This window comes from Sphingomonas ginsenosidivorax (assembly GCF_007995065.1).
Lineage (GTDB): Bacteria > Pseudomonadota > Alphaproteobacteria > Sphingomonadales > Sphingomonadaceae > Sphingomonas > Sphingomonas ginsenosidivorax.
On sequence record NZ_VOQR01000001.1, the window covers coordinates 3,185,035 to 3,203,947 of the forward strand.

Below are 18,913 nucleotides of genomic sequence, written 5' to 3' on the forward strand. Positions count from 1 at the left end.
GCTGGCATCTACGCCAAACGCCGCAAGTCCTAGCGCTAGCGCAATCCGTACGATCCATTCGTGCCATGATCGTACTGCGGGTACCGCAGGCAGCCAATCTGTCACTGGTCGCTCTTCAACTGGTTTTCTGCTCATGGCCATAACTATAACCATATTCATAGCCGTAACCATAATGGCCACGTTGCGCTTCGAACTTGGTCAGTACGCCACCAAAGATGCGGACGTTGGCACTCGCAAGGCGGGCCAACGCGGTCTTGATCGATGTCGCCTGTATGCCACGCGCCTCAATGGCGAACACGACACCTTCTACTCGCGCAGCGATCAGCGGCGCGTCTGCAAGCCCCATCACAGGCGGACTGTCGATAACGACATGGTCATATGTCTGGAGCAAACGCTCTATCAACACTGCCAATCGATTTCCCGTCAGCAATTCGGCCGCGTTGGGCGGTATGGGGCCCGCTGTCATCGCGGCAATGCCTAAATCGCGCATCTCAAATATCAAGCTGCCGATATTATCTTCACCCGCCAAAAAGTTGCTAAGACCTGCATCGTGATCAACACCGCCCAGGTGATGAACCGACGGCGAACGCATGTCCCCATCCACCAAAATAACTTTGCGATGGCTACGCGCCAATGTCGTTGCCAGCGCGAGCGCCGTCGTTGACTTGCCTTCGGCGGGCCGGGTTGATGTCACGGCGAATGAGCGCGGAACGCCATGCTCCGTCGTAAAGCCTAGGTTCGTTTGCACGGCCATATAGGCGTCAACAAGGGACGATTTACGGTCGAGCAGCGCGTCTTTAGGCTCTTCCCCATTTGCGACCTTGGGGACTGATCCAAGCAGAGGCAGCTTCAGACGTCGCTCGAGCTCGACCGGATCCGCAATCGCTTCATCAACCTGCTCCAGCGCAATTGCCAGCAAGATACCTATTGCCAGACCGGCCACAAGCGCGATGGCGAGATTAACCAAAAGTCGCGGACTAGATGGCTTTTGTGGAACGTCAGCATTGTCAACAATCGATATGTTGTTGATGCCAACACCGCCAGCAACGCCGATCTCTTTGAAGCGTTGCAACAACCCATCATACAAGGCGCGGTTGGTATCCACCTCCTGCTGGTAGATATTATATTGAATGCTACGTCGACGCAGGTCGAGATAGTTCGATTTGAGCTGCTTCACCCGTGCTTGCAGTGCCTGCTCGCGCTCTTGCGCCTCACGATAATCGGCGAATTGAGAACCCGTAACACGCCCTTCCTCACGCGCAATTGACCTGTCTAGCTGATCGACCTGCGATTGAATTGCTTTGGCTGCCGGATAGCCCGGCTCGAACTGTGTCATGAGTTTCTGATAATCGGCTGCCAACTCCGCCCGCCGTTGGCGAAGATTATTGATAGCCTGGTTGCGCAGAGCCTCCGCCGAAGCTCCGCCTCGACCGGCTTGCTTGTAGCGCGCTTCGGCCTGAATGCGGTCTGCGGTAGCCTGAGTCAGGACGGTATTAAGCGCCGCCAAATCATCAGCGACGATAGGCCGTTCGGCGGTCGTGGTGCCGTTATTTGACTGCGCTGGCAAATTAATGATCTGCTGCTCGGACGCATACGTAACTAACTGCCGTTGCGAGCCGTCAAGCCGCTCCTTCGCTTGGCCAAGCTGCTGCTGCAACAGGTTGCGCCCATACGAGGTCGCTTGGATTTTGCGCTCCAGATTGATGTGGATGAAGCTGTCAGCCCAAGTGTTCACGACATTGGTTGAGAAACCGGCATCCGGACTGGTGAAGCTGATATCAACGAGCCGCGACAGCCGCGTTGGATCGACAGACAAGTTCTTTAGCAGAATATCACTCGCCGCCCGTAGTCGAGCATTTCGCATCCCTGCCGCGAAACGACCGTTCGTCACCGAAAATGCCGGATCATTACTTGTGAAGTGGAACCGCTCAAAAAACACGGGGTCGTCTGGAAGCCTTAGACGATCCGCCACACGCTCGGATAGCGTACGCGCGCGAAGCAGACCATATTGCGTCTGATAAAACTCTTGGTCCGCGACACTGGTCTCGCGCTCTACACCTTGAAAGTCAGTTACCTTATCCGAATCCCGTGAGATTTCGACAGTTGTAGTAGCAGTATAGCGCGGCGTCATCAGCAACGTGATAACCACTCCCAACACCATACAAGCCACAACCGCGCCGAGAATAATGAAACGACGGCGGATCGCGATCCTAAGATAATGGCGGAATGCCGGAATTTGTTCGGCATCGGTATGTAAGCCAGCGAGCGGCTCCAGACCAAAACCTTTATTGCCTGAAAGAGGCGCAGTAACGTTCATGATCAGGTTGACTCTACTGCAGGATGGCGATCAACGGCGCTGCGATAATCGGCGAAAGTGACACAAAGTCGCGGAAGAGGCGGCGCTGCGGTGAATCGCCGACCACGATCACATCATTAGCATAAATTGCGGGATCGGCGTACGCTCCTCGACGAATGGCCGCCACATCGTACAAACCAGCCATACGATGGCCAGCAACGGTCCGCAAAATGACCACGTCTTCCTGTCTGGCAAATTCCGACAAGCCCTTTGCAGACGCGATAGCGCGCAGCAGCGTCATCTGGTTGGTGACAGGATATAATCCCGGCTCAGCGACCTGCCCATCGATCGTCACGACTTGGCTGACAGAGCTACGGATGTTCACCGTGACTTCGGGATTACGCACATATCGACCACGCAGCGCTTGCTCGATGGCTTTTGACAGCTCCTGAGAAGTACGGCCACGTGCATCAATAGTACCAGCGAGCGGCATTGCTATCCGACCCGAGGCGTCAACCTGTAGTTCCCGCGAGAGATCCGGCACGTTAAATACGTCGACCTGAATGGTGTCGAGGGGACCAACAAGCGAGGGACGATCTTGCGCCGTCAGATCCTGCCGTTCTGGCGCCGGGAGCCCTCGGGTATCCGGGACCACCGTTAGCTGTCCGCTGGAGACAATCGGCTCATTATGCGCGCAACCCGCCGTGAGCGCGGTAAGTATCAAGGCACCACTAAACCGACGCATACGCTCAGGAAACCTTAGGAAAAACAGAGGAGACAACGCGCTATAGAAGCTTATAGCTAGCCGGTAAAGGAGCCTTCCCCCTGCTCGGAATGCTCCCCCAACCATACGGCGGCGATCACCACCAAGAACATGATCATCGGCGTACGGGCAGGGTAATCGACGATGCTCGCGAGCATCGTCAGCAGCAGCATGGCCGACCCCACCCGCGGTAATACCGTATCACTGATTTTTCTCGGACGCCAAACGCGCCACGACATTGCTGCCCACCAGCCGAGTACCGCCATCATTAAAACGAGACCTAAAAGGCCTGCGTCGAGCACGATCTCAAGAAAATCATCATGTGCACGGTTGAAATAAGTCAGTTTGAGCAAGGAAATTGGCTCATGCTGACGAAAGATCGTATCAAAGCTACCTAGCCCTGCGCCAATCGGAAAATATTCGCCGACCATGGCCCAAACCGTTGGTAATCCGCTTCGACGCATGTCTTGGCTAGGGTCGAGCGCCAATGCGCGATCTACCGATACCGCTCGACCTGCGACGAAACTAACCGCAAACAGAGACACCAGCGTCACAATCATGCCCCCCACGACCGAAGGCAACACCCAACGTGGGTAGCGTCGTAACGCGTAACGAAGCGGTCGACGGACCAGTACCCCTGCAACAGCTAACGCGATGATACCGACGGCCATTCCGGCGCGCGAGCCGCTAGCCAAAATTGCAAGAACCAACAGAGGAATCAACGCAAGCGTCACGGGTACTCGCCAGTTCATGGCACGTTGCTCGTAAAATGCCCAGACAGGCACAAGCATCAAGCCAAAAGCCATCACCAACGCGTAATGGTTCTTGTTGGCGAAGTTGCCGCTGATCTCATCTCCGCCGTTGATGATCGGCACGTACAAAGGGATACCGGCGAACTGCAGTAGCCCAAGCCCCATGGTAGCGACAACCAAGCAGACGAGCAAGCGCAGGATCAGCCGGTCGTTGACACGGCGCGGATCCGCGATCAGCAAAACTGTGGCTAGCGGCACGACCAGCGAATTGAGCGCATTGCGCGTAAGAGATGGTACGATTGCCATGGGCCGCCATGGCGGCGCCCCCCCGGCAATCACGTCCGCCACAGCATAAGCGGATCGGCCAGGTAGCCCTGCCCACCAAGCAGGCGGCAGGGGTACCAATTGGAGCGCTGCCAGCAAAATGCTTGCGAGGACAAATCCGAGCACGACTTTGCCGCGCAGCACGGGGCGGCGCGAGCCCAGAAGCGCCATCAAAACAAGACACGTCCAAGCTGCCGCACGCACCAAGGCCTGTCCGAGTAGGTTGCCACGGGACCCTCCCCCGCCTACCCAGACTGCCGTAGCCAGAATAATCAGTAGAACGGCTGGCACGTTGGCTCCGAGCCGAAGACGAGCGAGAAACTGCATTCCGGTCGCTTACGCGATCGGCTGTGCGCGTTAAACCGTCTTTTTGCCGAGCACTGCTGCCCCGTCCTGGGTCAATCGCGATCATCCAAGATCACGGCATAGCGATCCGCCACCGTATCCCAGTTCAGTTCGTCTGCGGCCCCAGTACGGAAGTTTGCCGGCGCTGGGTCACTGGCCAAGAAGGTTGCGATCGAAGCGGCCGCGGCATCGGGGTTTCCAAAATCGACAAAATGAATGCCGTCAATTGCTTCGGCTAACTCCCGGAAGATTGGGATGTCGGCAGCAATCACCGGCGCGAGCCCGACCGCTTCAACGATCGGAAGCCCGAACCCCTCATAGTGCGAAGGAATGACGAAAGCGCGCGCGCCCGCCATCTGTGCGGTGACGTCTGCGTCTGTGAGGAAGCCCAAAATTGTGCAGGCATCGTTGTTACGGATCTGCCGTAGCGTCGCGCTCTGGCTCCAACTGTGCGCCCCGGTCAGGCGCAATGACAGCCCTGGAAGGCTTCGCTGCAACGATGCGAAGCAATCAAGCAATCCACTGATATTTTTGCGTGGTTCAATCGAGCCGAGCACAAACAGGTAGCCGTCGGGCGTTGTCGCAGAGGCCGGCACAGGTGTCTTCACGAACCGCACACCGAGGCGAACGACGTCGATCCGCGAACGCGCGATTCCGAGCAGTGCGACCATGTCGTCACCCGTGGTGTTGCTGACCGCAACGATACGGTCGGCACGTCGGATCGAGCCGTCGACCAGTCGACGCGACACAAATCGATTCCAGCGATCCATGGTCTCCGGCATCAGGCGATGCACCAGATCATGCACCGTCACGATCGTGCGGAGCCCACGACTCTTTGTTGGTAACACGTGCGAGGGCCCCCAAAGCGTATCGGCTCCGGCTCCCTTGGCGAGTTGATTGAGGCGCGCCAGCATCCATATCGAACCAGGCACGCGTCGCCAAGCGGTATCGACGACCGTCTCGATCGGCAGCACATTGTCCATATGGAGCGGCCGATTGCTGAAAAGGATCAATTTGAACTCCGGCCGCAGCGCAAGCCTGCGCAGCGTCTCGTAGAGAAAACGCGGCACGCCTTTACCCGTCTGGGTGAGGACCCGAGCATCGACAGCAACAACCCGGCGCGTGTTGGCTGGCAACCCCCTCGGTATACTCACGGTAGCCTTGCCGCCGGGTAATTCTTTCTCCATCAGTCAACGCGCAACGTATTGACCGCAGCATGGACCGTTCCGACGGTGTTGCCCATCAAGCTACCGCCTGTCAGCCTTCCACGCGCACTGCGACCGGTCAGCGACACGCCAAAATCCTGAGTCGCGGCTTGATCATTTCGCGATACCGGCTGCTCCAGTTGTACTGACTGACTGTTATACACTAGAATACCCGCCTTGTTCGGTCCTGGCTCCACCGTTTTCGCGCCAGAAACGGACCGAAAACGTCGCGCAACAACACCGTCGCTGTCATCGATGAACAGGTTCTGTGCGTCATTACCGGTTGCCGAACAATCGGTTAGCACCGTACCCTCCGCCATGACGATATAAAATCCGCAACGTCGATTATCCTGTGCCTGGCAGTCGGCGAGCGTGAAGCCGGTGTCGACCCCCCACGACTTGCTGGTGGCGCCACGGATGTCGAAACCGTCGAAGCCATTGCTCGATGCTTTGCAGCCGGTCCATCGGCTGTCACGGCTGTCCCGCGCGCTGGTCTGGCGCTGTGTCGTGAAGCCGGACTGGCCATTATCATACGCACGGCAATCATTGTGCGACACATCGTAGCCGGCGATGATGACGAAACCATCACGCACATGATCGTGACTCGAGACACTTGTGAGCTGGATCGCGTGCGCACCATTGTAGATGCCGACCCCTTCAATCCCGCCAAGACATTCGACATCGCGTAAGGCCACGCCATTGATACCACTGATCCAGATTGCGGTGTCGCGCCAGCCTGAAAGATCGACGGTAAGCCCCGACACGGTGATGGCGCGCGCAACGGCGCCGTCGTAGCTCTCCAGCGCGAGATTCGCGCGGGTCAGTCGCCCCCCCTTGATCCTGGTATCGCCGACGTTGAGCAGCCGGATTCCCGTGACGCCCTGGCTGCCGTTGCGCTCTATAGCTGCGTCTATGATCGCGACGCCCGTGATCCCCTCACCGTACAGCACCGCTCGCTTGATGCGGGCATTGGCAGGTACGCGCAGTCGACCTCCGGCAAAGCGTAGCGTCTGGTTCGCACGCAGCCGTACGTCCGACAGGATCGTTACGAGAACATCGATCACGATCTCGCGAGCGTCACTGTCAATCGCACGCTGCATTGCGGCGCCGTCGATGCCGAACTCCGACACCTTCTTCGACGCTGCACGTTCAGGCGGTACTGTACGCTGTCCGTGCAGCAACTGCGTCGCAGCCAGCGCGGCGGTGGCGGTTCCGACAGCAAGAAAGAGACGTCGGTTCACAATGCGATACGCCTTTGTCAAAGATGATGAAGCTTCACAGTTCCCCACTGTGTTCCAGCGCCCTTGCCTGCGCCCCGATCAATCCGGGCTCCGACGACGCTCCGCAAGCAGCCGAACACGCCGAACGAATGGTCGGGCAATCCGCCTATAGGCTATATATGAGCCATGCGCGAGCCAGCGCGGCGTCAGTATCCAGGGGAGGATTTTCCGTCGATAGACCGGCGATAAGGCCAAATGGGTGCGCAGCAGTTGCGCTGCACGGTGCAGGCTAGTCGCAGACTCTCCACGGAGCTTAGCGTGCCGATACTGGCTCAAGTTATGCCCTTCGGCCAGCCGATCCCGAACATCCGCTACGACCGGATGCCCCTCACCGAACAAGGCACGGGTGACCGCCCGGTAACCCAGCAGATCGATTTCGAGACGCCGTACCCAGCCATCATCTGAGAAAGAGTCGTTACCGCCGCGCCAGCCTACGCAAGGCGTATGGATATAGCCCCATGTTGGCACCTGCTGAATCATGCGGCCGATCACCAAGACATGAACATAGGCGTTAAGAAAATTGAGTTGCTCGCCGCCCGCGCAGACTGCGTTCCACAAATCGCGACGGATGATCTGCGCGGAGATGAAGCCGAGATATACACCAAAATCGCGGAAGATATTGTCAGCACCAGTAACGAGCTGATCGCCACTATAACGCACCTGCCCCTTACCAAGCGGAGCACGAACCTGCAGATCGGCATCGTAAGGCACCATAGCAACCGAGAAACCAGCTGCATTATGCCATGCACGTGTTGCCTCGAGGACGCGTTGAAGAGCGCCCAGCTCGATCTTGTCGTCACTGCCCATTAGCCAACAGAAGCCGCCGGAGGCGGAAGCGATCGCTGCGAGAAAGTTTCGATCAGCGCCCATATTCTCCGGGTGCCGAACGTACACGAACCGGGCAAAACGCGAACAATAGTAATTGATGATTTCGCCAGTACAATCGGTCGATGCATTGTCCGTAACGACAATCTCAATATCGGATACCTGCCACGGTAACGTCAATTCTGAAATGTTAGCCAGAATAGAGTCAAACAATGCCGGCAAACAATCAGCACGATTGAAGGTAGGAACGCAAATCGACAATGCAGGCGTACTCACGGCATGTTTGCCAACGTTCACAAACTTATCTCCATTTGACGAGAATTTATCATGTAACGCCATACGTAAAGCGGTAGCATCCATGCAACAGTGACGACAAAGGCAATGGACGTCCCCACCATTAGCCCAGTAATTCCATATTTTATCGCACCAATATAACTAAATATAAAATTCACAACCGCCTGGACGGCAACGGCCGCGCATAAAATCGCTGTTTTGCCCCCGCTTTGAATGACCGTGGCGAATGTATCGGTCCAGACACGAATCATCCAATATACAGCAAATAATATTATGTAATGCCGCGGCAAAATAATATCGTTCTTCGTAAATAGAATTAACTTAACAATATCTATGCCAAAATAAAATAAGATACTTCCGCCCACTATGACGACTAAGCCAAATCCCAAACACTTGAATATCGATGAATTTAATGACACGTGGTCACCCTTGGCAAAAAGCTCTGCCATTACGGGCCAATAAGCTTGCGTGACCGCGCTAAATACGAAAAATATTAACGCAAATATACGGGCAAATACGGCATAGACTGCAATATCCTCAGCCTTGACTGCCTGTGCAAGCAGCACATAATCGATGTTCAGAACCAGTGCGCCGAGAATGCCGAACAGCAGAAACACACGAGCCGACAACCATATCGCGTGCAACGTCGCACGAATTTCAGCAAATTTTAGCCAGGGCTGATCACGCCGCGTCTTCCAAACGTGATGAACGAGGTACCCCGCTGGTAGTAACCAGAGCGGGCCTTGATAGAGAACCAGCGCCCAAGTAATTCGCTGGTCCATTGGTATGAAACGGAGCAGTTGAATCGCGGCAACGCCGGTCAGGGTACTAGCGAGCGTCAACATGTGTGCGATGTAGCCACGATGCTCGGCAAAGCAGATTTTCAGTCCAACTGACGCGAGCCCCGCCCCCGTCGCCACAATCGCGAAGCCCAAGAAGATTGTTGCCGCCTGGCTGGCCGTTACCTGACGCAGGTCATGCAACAGCAACGGGCCGACCCAGTGCGATACACCTGTCCATAGCAGCACGAACATAACTAGCAGTAGCAGCAGCAATATACATGTTGATCGAATTGCATGCAGCGCGCTATTACCTGCAACCCGCTGAGCAGAAATAAAATTTTGTAACCCGGCGCCAAATCCCAAATCAGCCAAGGCAAACCAATTCAGCAACCCGATAATTACTGCAAATATCCCGTAACCTGGCGCGCTTAGCGTTTGAATCAATAGCCGCACTGCGATGAGTTGCGCGGCAGCCGCAACAATACGCGCGCTCCAACCAACGGCTGCTGTCAATCCGACTGTTGCCAATGCGGACCGAGCACCGCCACCGGCCATTGGCCCAGCCGGCCAGAGCACACGTATCCAGTGCCTCATAAGTGGAGCTGGCGCTCGATCTCGTCGACGAGAGTCCGTCGGGCTTGCCAACCCGGCAACACGCGGCCGTCGCTTGCGATTGGCGTCATGACCTCACGCTGGCGATACGGTCTTCCGCCAAAATTTACCTGCAATGTGCGCTTGCTTACCCCGGCAACAAGGTTCACCAGACTCTTAACTTGATATCGTTCACCGGAAACGAAAAAGGCTTCATGCGTACCAGGGTCGATACGCGAAACCGTATCGGCCGCGATCAGGAAAGCGTCGATCACATCGTCAACATGCGTCATGTCTACGACCTGCTCTCCAGGCGACATGTCGAGCGGCAAGCCACTGCGTACGGCGTCGATTAGAATTTGGATAAGCTTGCGACGCTTATCACCCATTCCATAGGTATCAAACAACCTCAGTGTAACGACTGAAAGATTATGTGCGTCTGCATAGTATAGCAGCAGATCTTCCGCAGCCTGCTTTGTCGCCGCATAGAGGTTTACTGGCAGATACTCCTCACCTTTGAAGTGCTGCCAAGCGGTGCCCGTGTTGATGAGATGACGGACCCCGTTGGCTGCCATAGCCTCCGCCAAAAGAGCCGGGAACAAGATATTTGATTCCACCAATGCTGGTATTTGATCCGACTTATGGTCGGCGAGGTAAAGAGAGGCAAGATGGAACACGATGTCAGGCTTTGCAAAAGCGACCGCCGATGTTAAATCGCGCCTGCTGTCTACCGTATGTAGTTTCACCGTAGTCCCGAATGGCAACGCCGCGACATCGCTCTGCGGCCGCACAATCGCATCGACCTGCCAACCGTCGGCCAGTAACCGCTTAGCAAGCTCTCCGCCAATATAGCCTGTGACGCCCGTAATAAGTGCGCGACGACTCATCGTGCAGCCTGTGCGGGATCGAACGTAAATGGCGTATCGAAATCCGCCAAACTGTGATGCCGACCATCCCGCTCCGATAGGGCGGGCATCTTAATTGGCCAATCGAACCCGATACTGTTCCAAGCGATTCCAGCGTCATGCGCCGGTGAATGTACGCTCGTAACCTTGTAATACATGCCACTTGCCTCGCTGATCGAGAGGAATCCATGCGCACATCCACTAGGCAGATACAGCCCTCTGCTATTCTGCGCGCTCAGCGTAAACCCAAGTGGGCGCCCGAAAGCGGGCGAACCACGACGCAGGTCCAAAACCACGTCAAGCACTTCGCCGGTCAGACAGAACACCATCTTCGCATGAGCGGCCGGCGGAGTCTGGAAGTGCATGCCACGAACGACCCCCCGGGCCGATACCGAGAAATACTCCTCCCGCCAGTCAGTTCTTAAGCCCAGTTCCGCGAAACGCTCGTCATGAAAGGTCTTAACGAAAGAGCCGCGCAGGTCGCCCACAACCTTTGGTTGAAGGACGTAACAACCTGGGATGTCGGTTGGTGTAGTATCCATAATAATATTAGAAATTCAGTCCGAAGAATTCTTCGAGCTTCTCACCGACATAATCGAAATGCTCTTGGCCAAGCGCAGGGTAGAGGCCGAGCCAGAACGTGTTGTTCATCACCCGGTCGGTCTGCGTGAGATCGCCAACCACGCGGTAGTTGACGTGCTGGAAATAGGGCTGCCGCGTCAGGTTGCCGGCGAATAGCAGGCGCGTGCCAATCTTGTTCTGGTCGAGGAAGCGGGTCACATCGACGCGCTTTGCATCGACACCGTCGCGCAGCATTAGCGGGAAGCCGAACCACGACGGATCCGAATTCGGCGTCGCCTCGGGCATGATGAAGATCTCTTCGAGGCTCTTCAGGCGCTCAGTCAGCAAACCGAAATTGCGTCGACGCGCGGCGATAAAGCCTTCCGCGCGGTCGAGCTGCGCGAGGCCGCAGGCAGCCTGCATGTCGGTGATCTTCAGATTGTAGCCGAGGTGCGAGTACACATACTTGTGGTCGTAGCCGAACGGCAACGTGCCGTGCTGCTGGCCGAAGCGCGAGCCGCAGGTGTTATCACAGCCGGGTGCGCAATAGCAGTCGCGGCCCCAGTCACGGATCGATTCGATCAGCGGGCGCAGTTCAGCCGACTGGGTGAAAACTGCACCGCCCTCGCCCATCGTCATATGGTGCGCCGGGTAAAAGCTGAGCGTCGCGACGTCGCCCCAAGTGCCAACGAGCTTGTTGTTATAGGTCGCGCCAAGTGCATCGCAGCAATCTTCTACCAGCCACAAGTCGTGCTCGTCGCAAATTCGGCGGACTTCCGCGAGGTTGAACGGGTTGCCAAGCGTATGCGCGATCATGATCGCGCCCGTCTTTTCGGTAATTGCCGCTTCGATCAGGCTGGCGTCGATGTTGTACGTCGGCACTTCGACATCAACGAACACCGGGATCAGGCCATGCTGGATCGACGGGTTGACGGTGGTCGGGAAGCCGGCCGCCACGGTGATGACTTCATCCCCAGGCTTCAGGCGGCGTTCACCAAGCTTGTGGCTGGTCAGGCACGACAGCGCCAGCAGGTTCGCGGACGAGCCTGAGGTCGTTGTCAGCAAGAACGGTGCGCCGACCATCTTGGCGAGCTTCGCCTCGAATTCGGTATTGAAGCGGCCGGTGGTCAGCCAGCCGTCGAGCGACGCCTCGACCATCATCTCGATCTCTGGTGCACCGATCACCTTGCCCGCGGGCGGGATCACGGATTCACCGGGTACGAACGGCTTGGGTGCGAATTGCTGTTCGGCATATTGGCCGACCAGGGTGCGGATCTGTTTGCGAAGTTCGTCAGCGTTCATTGAAACAAGTCCTGTGCGGAAAAGGTTTTACTGGCGCCGGCAAAGCGCTCCAGCTCTTCAAGCGAATAAGCGTACATATCGGCTCCCGACAGCCAGGCGCGCTGCCAGGCGACAATCCGGTCAAGTGCCTGCGGCAGCGACCAGCGTGGCTGCCATCCAAGCCCAAAGCGCGCTTTGGAGATGTCGAGCTTAAGATAATTTGCCTCGTGCGGCTGAACCGATTCATCAAGGGTCCAGTCGGCGCCATCGCCCCAGCGGGCGCACATGCGATCGACGATCCACTGTACCGGCTGAGCGTCCTCGTCGCGCGGACCGAAGTTCCAAGCTTGGGCGGCTCTAGGATCGGCCCATAACGCCTGGCACAGCACGAGATAGCCCGATACCGGCTCCAGCACGTGCTGCCAAGGCCGGGTCGCAAGCGGATTGCGGATCATCACAGGGGCGCCATCGGCGACCGCGCGCAGGATATCCGGGATCAGGCGATCGGCTGCCCAGTCGCCACCACCGATGACGTTGCCGGCGCGCCCCGAGGCGAGCGCGGGCTGACCGTCGCCGGTGAAGAATGACCGACGATAGGCCGACGTCACCAGTTCGGAGCACCCTTTCGAGTTGCTGTACGGGTCATAGCCGCCCAACGCTTCGTCTTCGCGGTAGCCCCAAACCCATTCGCGGTTCTCATAGCATTTGTCGGTCGTTACCACGCAGACGGCACGGATCGACGATGCCTTGCGGACTGCCTCGAGCAGGTGGACTGTGCCCATGACGTTGGTGGCATAGGTGCCGACCGGATCGTCATAGGAGGCGCGCACCAGCGGCTGCGCCGCCATATGGATTACGATTTCTGGATCAGCCGCGACCAGCGCGGTCTCCAGCGCTTCGCGATCGCGGATGTCTCCGATGATCGACGTCATGCCGGCCGCCACGCCGGCAACCTCGAACAGCGCCGGACTGGTCGGAGGGGCGAGCGCAAAGCCGGTCAGCTTTGCACCCATCTTCTGCAGCCAGAGCGACGTCCAGCTGCCCTTGAACCCAGTATGACCGGTCAGGAAGACGCGCTTGCCTGTCCAAAATGCGGGGTCAACAACGCCCTTGCTTGTGATTGGCGCGGCAGTGTTGTCGATAGGCGTCACCATATCCGCCACGGAGCCTTGCCGCCCTCCCACAGGCTCTCGAGATACTGCTTGTCGCGCAACGTATCCATCGGCTGCCAGAAGCCGTGATGCTCGTACGCCATCAATTCGCCATCAGTCGCAAGCGTGCGTAGGGGCTCCTGCTCCCAGATCGTCGCATCGCCTTCGAGATAGTCGAGCACCTTGGGCGACAGTACGAAATAGCCGCCATTTATCATGCCGCCATCGCCTTGCGGCTTTTCGAGGAACTCGGTGATCTTACCGTCTTTCACCTGCAATGCGCCGAACCGGCCCGGCGGATAGGTCGCGGTCAACGTTGCAGCCTTGCCATGGCTGCGATGGAATTCGATCGACTTGGTGATGTCGATGTTACCAACGCCGTCGCCATAGGTGAAGAAGAAGAACTCCTCGTCCTTGACGTGATCGGCGACCCGCTTGAGGCGACCGCCGGTCATCGAATCGTCGCCGGTATCGATCAGCGTGACCTTCCACGGCTCCGCGCGCTTCTCGTGTACGAGCATCTCGTTCGCCTTCATGTCGAATGTGACGTCGGACATGTGCAGGAAGTAGTTCGCGAAATACTCCTTGATCACATAGCCTTTGTACCCGCAGCAGATCACGAAGTCGGTGACGCCATGTGCGGCGTAGATCTTCATGATATGCCACAGGATCGGGCGGCCGCCGATTTCGATCATCGGCTTGGGGCGCAGGCTGGTCTCTTCGGCGAAACGCGTGCCGAGACCACCGGCCAGAATGACTGCCTTCATTGCCCTACCTCAGTTCGAGCTGACAAATGCGTCGGAGAAAAAGCGGTTGGCCGGAAGACCGAGCGCCAAAAGAGTCTCTCGTGCGGATGTAATCATGGCGTTCGAGCCACATGCATAGACGACCGTGTCGTCGGGATCGATCCCCTGACGGATCGCGGCATCGTGTACATATCCCCGCGCGGCGTTCCAATAGGCATCGGCGCCCGATAGCAAGTGATGAACGCCGACGTCGAGGCCCAATCCAACGGGATCCCAGCAGAAGCTCTCGGCTTCGCGGTTGCCCCAGAAGACAGTAAGGCGATGGAGCGCGGCCCGTTCGGGGTTTGCCGCCAGTTCCTCGAGCAGCGCCTTGACGGGAGCGATGCCGGTACCGGTCGCCAGAAAGACAATGTTGGTCGGCCCCTCCTCGCGTAGGAAGAAGGTCCCGAACGGCCCCTCGATCCGCAGCAGGTCGTTGGCCTTGGCGCGCTCGAACCAATATTCGCTCAGCGTGCCGCCCTTGTAGCGCTTGATGAGGAGTTCGAGCAGGCCGTCGCCGCGCGGCGCATTGGCCAGCGAATAGCTGCGGCGGACACCTTCCGCGATAACGTCGACATACTGGCCCGGCAGGAACCGCATCGGCGAGGCGGGAGGCGTCTTTAATACGACGCGAGCGATGTCGCGTGCGAGACGCTCTATAGAAACAATGCGGGCCGGCACCGTTTTCGTCTCGAAGCCCGCAAGCCGGTCGAGCGACTCGATATCAAGTACGATGTCGCTGGTAGGGGTGCGGCAGCATGTTAGGATCAGTCCGCCTGCCGCCTCGTCAGGGGTTAGGCTCTCAGCCTCCGAACGCAGCAGCGCAGTATCACCTGCAAGCAGCGGCGCTTTGCAGATTCCACAACGCCCCGTTCGACAGCTGTACGCGAGTACAACGCCCTGCTGCCGCGCCGCATCAAGGATTGATTGGCCGGGCAGGCTGCGCAACGCGCGATTATTAGCTAGGGCAATCTTGAAGCTCACATACTCACTCCGGATACGAACCTGGATCGCCGACCATCCGGCATTGAGACCCTTGTCGCCTTGGCAGCCGCGACCCGATACGGAGATGCATGGCGGACCGGTGTGCGGCTCTGCCTCATCAGGCTTCCATCGAAATCGATCGGCAGGTTTGGCGATGCGTTACCGAAGAAGTTACCCCCCCGCAACCGCTTGGAATGTGCTGCGCATATCACGCTCACGAAGGTTATGGACTGATTTGCGCAATGCTGGAATATATGCGCCCCCATCTAGCAATTGAGACTTCATGAACGCTCCTGGCCGCACCTTTACCCTTGCCGTCGATGCAAGCTGGCTTCGCGAGGGGGGGATCGCTCGGATGGGCCGCGAGATTCTAGCTAGACGGCCCGCCCATGTGCGCGTCGTCGAAATGCGCGTCGACCGACCGAACGCTGGCATTCTTACGCCTATCGGTTTTGCCCGCGCGATCCGCGCAACGCAAGCTGATGCAGTATGGTCACCCGGCTTTTTTCCCCCGGTCGTCCGCTCGGCCAAAACACCAATTTCAATCACCGTGCATGACCTCACGCACCTGCATTACTATTCACTTCGGCATCGACTTTACTACGACCTTGTTGTCCGTCCGCTGCTACGCAACGTCGATCGCATCTTCACCGTATCGGATTACACTCGCGACGAGCTATTAGCATGGACAGACTTTCCCGCCGATCGCGTCGTACGCATTTATAATGGCGTATCCAACGCCTTTTATCCAGTTTCAAACGGTGAAACCGCGCTCAAAAGAACTGAGCGTTACATACTGTATGTTGGCAATCGGCGCTCTTACAAGAACATCGATGGGCTGATCACCGCCTTCGCCCATTCGTTGTTACCAGCGCGCGGCTATCGCTTGTGGCTAACCGGCGTCGACGATGGCGTCAGCTCGGTACGGGCCGCTCAGCTCGGTATCGGCGACCGACTTCGGTATTTAGGCCACCTCTCTGACACTGATCTCGCTGACGCTTATCGTGGCGCGCGCATGACCGCCTTCCTGTCGCTTTACGAAGGGTTCGGCCTCCCGGTGGTGGAGGCAATGGCGTGCGGGTGTCCCGTTATAACGTCTGACACAACGTCGCTGGCGGAGATTGCTGGCGATGCAGCCCTTACAGTCGACCCGACTTCGCTCGATGCTATCGTCTGCGGACTCAACCGATTGGCTACCGACGACATCCTACGAGGGGCGCTTCAACAAGCGGGGTTGCGCCGAGCCGCCACATTTGATTGGGATGCCTGCGCAGCCCAATATTGGGCCTTACTAGCGTCGGGCTACTGATTATATCTCGCCACATGCCAACGGCGACTCGGTATTTTGGATCCTTAGGTTATGCGTATCGCCTGTATCGTGCCTACCTACAACAGCCACAGCGAGCTCACGCGCCTCTTAGCGTCGTTGGACGTGCAGACGCTTGACCATGACCTTGTCATCGTTGATTCGAGTTCGTGCGACGGCACCGCGGAATTGGGGCGTTCACGCGCCGATATCTTCATACCGATCAATCAGCGCGACTTCAATCATGGCGGCACCCGGCAGATGGTCGTGGACCTGCTCGTCGATCATGATGTGCTCGTTTTTCTAACGCAGGATGCGGAATTGGTGGAGCCCGAAGCTCTCGCCAAGCTTGTTGCCTGTTTCGACGATCGCACCGTAGGCGCTGCATGCGGACGGCAGTTGCCGCATCAAAACGCCAATCCCTTCGCCGAACATGCTCGGTTGTTTAATTATCCAGCCGAAGGTCGGGTCGTCGATCGCAACAACCTTAAGCTATACGGATTAAAAGCGGCCTTCATGTCCAACTCGTTTGCGGCCTATCTACGCACCGCTCTGGTAGCCGCGGGCGGCTTTCCCACTAATGTTATTCTTGCCGAGGATATGTACGTCGCCGCGCGGATGGTGATGGCGGGTTGGAAGATCGTCTATGCCAGCGAAGCGATGTGCCGCCATTCGCATAATTACACCGTAAAGGAGGAGGCGCAGCGCTATTTCGATACCGGCGTTTTCCACGCGCGCGAAACATGGATCCGCTCAACGCTGGGGGGCACTGGAGGCGAAGGACGGCGCTATGTGGTGTCTGAACTACGGTTTCTTGGGCTACGCCGCGCTCGGTTATGGCCCGCAAGTTTGTGGCGCAACGCTGCCAAGCTCGCTGGCTATAAGCTTGGCCAGGCCGAAGAACAAATCCCCCTGCCATTGAAGCGACGCTGGTCAATGCATCGCGGCTTTTGGAAATGATTATGGCCTTTATTACGAACTGCCGCATTGAACGACAGCTTGCCGCATGATTCTTATTTTTCTTATCTTCGGGTCGGCGACGCTAGCTCTGTTTCTGTTTTACAGCTTCAAGGTCGGCTCGGTGGTCAATGCCATCACGATTTTTACCGGGCTAAAGGTGGCAATCGAGTTTATCTTTGAGCCAATCGGCTTTGCTCTTCATTTGTTTGCCTACGATACTTGGGCGATGTTAATCGTGAATGCTTTGTCGTTCTGCGGCTATGCGGCATTCGTGATCGGTTTGCTAGCGACGCGGCAACCGCCAAACCCTCCTCGACACTTTGGGTTGCCTAACCACTTGCCTCTAGCCTGGCTACTGTTGGTTGCCGCATGGTTCGCGTATGCACCTATTCTTATAGAGTTTCGCGCTTATGTTTTTGAACCGCGACGAATTTATGAGCTGACTCGTACTGGATATGGGCTCTACACATTTGGCTCGTCTCTACTGACGTTCTGCGCCTACATCGTTTTCCAGATTTCCAACCGACGAGGCGCACTTTTATTTTATGTGGTAATGGTTACACTTATTCTACTTAAGGGCAGCAAGGGCCAGTTTGTTATTCTTGCTTCGATATTTATTATATCTTGCGTTTATCTACATGGCCTTAAATACTCTCTTAGTCGATCGTCAATTTATTTCGCTATTATAGGCGCTCTTGGTCTCTACGTATTTGCCCTTAACTTTCGGGGTGATATCGACAACATATTCGTCTCGATCTCGGAATACTCTGATTATAATCGGAATGGATCTTTAGTCGTCGATAGCGATACTTTCGGCTCATACGGCGGAAAGCTAACAATGGAAATGCAGTGGGTACCCAAAGTTCCGCGTGCGATATGGCCGAACAAACCTAAAGCATTTGGCGAATTTAGACTTGCAGCTCAGTACTTTCCGCAATGGTTCCTACTTGACCAAGGCTCCCCGTCTTTCGGTATTGGCATATATTTTGCCGATTTCGGCTGGTGGGCATTCCTAATATTTCCAGCTGTACAGTATATTTGTGGCTTATTACTGGGGATTTGCCTCGGAAAGTTGATAATACGCCCAAATGTTTTTTATTTTGTGGTCAGCGTCTATCTTTCGGGTAATAATCTTTTAGCATCCGGCGCGGGAAATTATTTAATCGAGCATGTAATTATTGGGGGGGCGTTGCTTATAATACTCACTTTCATGCGTAGCGCACCATCCCAACCTTTTCCCTTACGTCAGACGATCTTTCGTGCTTAGGCACTGACAGGATCGGATTGCGCTCATAAGATGTTATTCATGATCAAATGTTTTGATTCCTCCCATCATTCGTAGGGCTCATGAAATTGCCACGATTCGGTAACGCGCAAGATTAATTCGCCGAATTTTGTTCGGCGACTTATTTTCGAAAAGCTGGGGATCTCTGCACGTTCATGGATGAAAACCCATTTGTTGTTGGTTCCGGTATTTCTGTTGCCTGAGCGCGTTCGACGTTGTGCCGACATCGATTCGAAGT

16 protein-coding genes are annotated in these 18,913 nt (G+C 56.6%); 3 read left to right on the forward strand and 13 right to left on the reverse strand.

Annotated features, from left to right (window positions below; all coding sequences use genetic code 11):
* Positions 1-115: 115 nt before the first annotated feature.
* From FSB78_RS14415 to FSB78_RS14475, 13 genes are all read right to left on the reverse strand, one after another.
* Positions 116-2,317: a GumC family protein gene (locus FSB78_RS14415; protein ID WP_147083284.1), complete on the reverse strand. Its 2,202-nt coding sequence runs from the start codon at positions 2,315-2,317 to the stop codon at positions 116-118.
* Positions 2,318-2,330: 13 nt separating this feature from the next.
* Positions 2,331-3,020: a polysaccharide biosynthesis/export family protein gene (locus tag FSB78_RS14420; RefSeq protein WP_242008318.1), complete on the reverse strand. Its 690-nt coding sequence runs from the start codon at positions 3,018-3,020 to the stop codon at positions 2,331-2,333.
* A 77-nt stretch (positions 3,021-3,097) separates the two neighbouring features.
* A complete protein-coding gene (locus FSB78_RS14425; protein ID WP_158638016.1) occupies positions 3,098-4,306 on the reverse strand; it encodes an O-antigen ligase family protein in 1,209 nt (402 codons plus the stop codon).
* 227 nt (positions 4,307-4,533) lie between these two features.
* On the reverse strand, positions 4,534-5,616 hold the full coding sequence (locus tag FSB78_RS14430; protein WP_158638017.1) for a glycosyltransferase family 4 protein: 1,083 nt from the start codon (positions 5,614-5,616) through the stop codon (positions 4,534-4,536).
* 50 nt (positions 5,617-5,666) lie between these two features.
* Positions 5,667-6,926, reverse strand: coding sequence for a right-handed parallel beta-helix repeat-containing protein (locus tag FSB78_RS14435; RefSeq protein WP_147083288.1), 1,260 nt, complete (start codon positions 6,924-6,926; stop codon positions 5,667-5,669).
* Positions 6,927-7,004: 78 nt separating this feature from the next.
* Positions 7,005-8,129, reverse strand: a complete 1,125-nt coding sequence (locus FSB78_RS14440) for a glycosyltransferase family 2 protein (RefSeq protein ID WP_158638018.1) — start codon at positions 8,127-8,129, stop codon at positions 7,005-7,007.
* Positions 8,084-9,421, reverse strand: coding sequence for an MATE family efflux transporter (locus FSB78_RS14445; protein WP_158638019.1), 1,338 nt, complete (start codon positions 9,419-9,421; stop codon positions 8,084-8,086). The genes FSB78_RS14440 and FSB78_RS14445 overlap by 46 nt, the downstream gene beginning before the upstream one ends.
* Before the next feature lie 35 nt (positions 9,422-9,456).
* The gene (locus tag FSB78_RS14450; RefSeq protein WP_147083291.1) at positions 9,457-10,344 is read right to left on the reverse strand and encodes an NAD-dependent epimerase/dehydratase family protein; all 888 of its coding nucleotides are present in this window, start codon (positions 10,342-10,344) and stop codon (positions 9,457-9,459) included.
* Positions 10,341-10,904 carry a dTDP-4-dehydrorhamnose 3,5-epimerase gene (gene rfbC / locus FSB78_RS14455; protein WP_147083292.1) on the reverse strand — a complete coding sequence of 188 codons (564 nt, stop codon included), beginning with the start codon at positions 10,902-10,904 and terminating at the stop codon, positions 10,341-10,343. Before rfbC ends, FSB78_RS14450 begins: the two co-directional genes overlap by 4 nt.
* A 7-nt stretch (positions 10,905-10,911) precedes the next feature.
* Positions 10,912-12,225: a lipopolysaccharide biosynthesis protein RfbH gene (gene rfbH, locus FSB78_RS14460; protein WP_147083293.1), complete on the reverse strand. Its 1,314-nt coding sequence runs from the start codon at positions 12,223-12,225 to the stop codon at positions 10,912-10,914.
* Complete coding sequence (gene rfbG, locus FSB78_RS14465) at positions 12,222-13,358, reverse strand: CDP-glucose 4,6-dehydratase (RefSeq protein WP_147083294.1); 1,137 nt, start codon at positions 13,356-13,358, stop codon at positions 12,222-12,224. Before rfbG ends, rfbH begins: the two co-directional genes overlap by 4 nt.
* Complete coding sequence (gene rfbF / locus FSB78_RS14470; RefSeq protein ID WP_147083295.1) at positions 13,352-14,122, reverse strand: glucose-1-phosphate cytidylyltransferase; 771 nt, start codon at positions 14,120-14,122, stop codon at positions 13,352-13,354. Before rfbF ends, rfbG begins: the two co-directional genes overlap by 7 nt.
* A 9-nt stretch (positions 14,123-14,131) precedes the next feature.
* Positions 14,132-15,124, reverse strand: coding sequence for an FAD-binding oxidoreductase (locus FSB78_RS14475; protein WP_147083296.1), 993 nt, complete (start codon positions 15,122-15,124; stop codon positions 14,132-14,134).
* 283 nt (positions 15,125-15,407) lie between these two features.
* Between FSB78_RS14475 and FSB78_RS14480 the strand changes: the two genes are divergently transcribed.
* The 3 genes from FSB78_RS14480 (at position 15,408) to FSB78_RS14490 (ending at position 18,657) form a co-directional block, all read left to right on the forward strand.
* Positions 15,408-16,433 (forward strand): glycosyltransferase family 4 protein, encoded by a 1,026-nt coding sequence (locus tag FSB78_RS14480; RefSeq protein ID WP_147083297.1) that lies wholly within the window; start codon positions 15,408-15,410, stop codon positions 16,431-16,433.
* A gap of 69 nt (positions 16,434-16,502) precedes the next feature.
* The gene (locus FSB78_RS14485) at positions 16,503-17,390 is read left to right on the forward strand and encodes a glycosyltransferase family 2 protein (protein WP_199743186.1); all 888 of its coding nucleotides are present in this window, start codon (positions 16,503-16,505) and stop codon (positions 17,388-17,390) included.
* 46 nt (positions 17,391-17,436) lie between these two features.
* The gene (locus tag FSB78_RS14490) at positions 17,437-18,657 is read left to right on the forward strand and encodes a hypothetical protein (RefSeq protein ID WP_147083299.1); all 1,221 of its coding nucleotides are present in this window, start codon (positions 17,437-17,439) and stop codon (positions 18,655-18,657) included.
* Positions 18,658-18,913: the final 256 nt, after the last annotated feature.